This window comes from Vibrio sp. 10N.222.48.A3, from assembly GCF_041475345.1.
GTDB classification, from domain to species: Bacteria; Pseudomonadota; Gammaproteobacteria; order Enterobacterales; family Vibrionaceae; genus Vibrio; species Vibrio tasmaniensis_A.
In genome coordinates, this window is record NZ_JBFRVX010000256.1 from 1,026 (window position 1) to 1,418 (window position 393).

1 protein-coding gene is annotated in these 393 nt (G+C 42.5%); it reads right to left on the reverse strand.

What is annotated here, in order from left to right:
* On the reverse strand, positions 1–331 hold a 331-nt coding region (locus AB4653_RS08515; RefSeq protein ID WP_372103838.1), incomplete at its 3' end, for a DUF523 domain-containing protein.
* Positions 332–393 lie beyond the last annotated feature (62 nt).

The window sequence follows — 393 nt, forward strand, 5'->3', positions numbered from 1 at the left end:
TACCGCAGGTTGGGCTTTTTTGACACACAATGAATCCTGCGATGTGCTGGTTGCTCTTTGAATAGTTTTGTCCAAACTCGATCAGATCATTGGTCACATCACCAGAACCGTCAGGTCTAGAAACGTGAATGATATTGTCTAGCTGACGAACTTGGCGAATGGTTGGGCGAGGTGTTGGAAGACCCACTGCCATTTCTGGGCATACTGGTTCTAGTTCAACATAATCTGCAAGGTCATCTGTACAAAAACGAGAGCGTTTGTGACCTGTATCGAAACGTACCTTATGTCCTGCAACACAAGCACTAATGCCTATTTTAATTTTCTTTTCCATTGGCCAACTCCTTTGCTCTTGCTTTGAGCTATTTATTATATTTCAACATTGCTAATCGTACT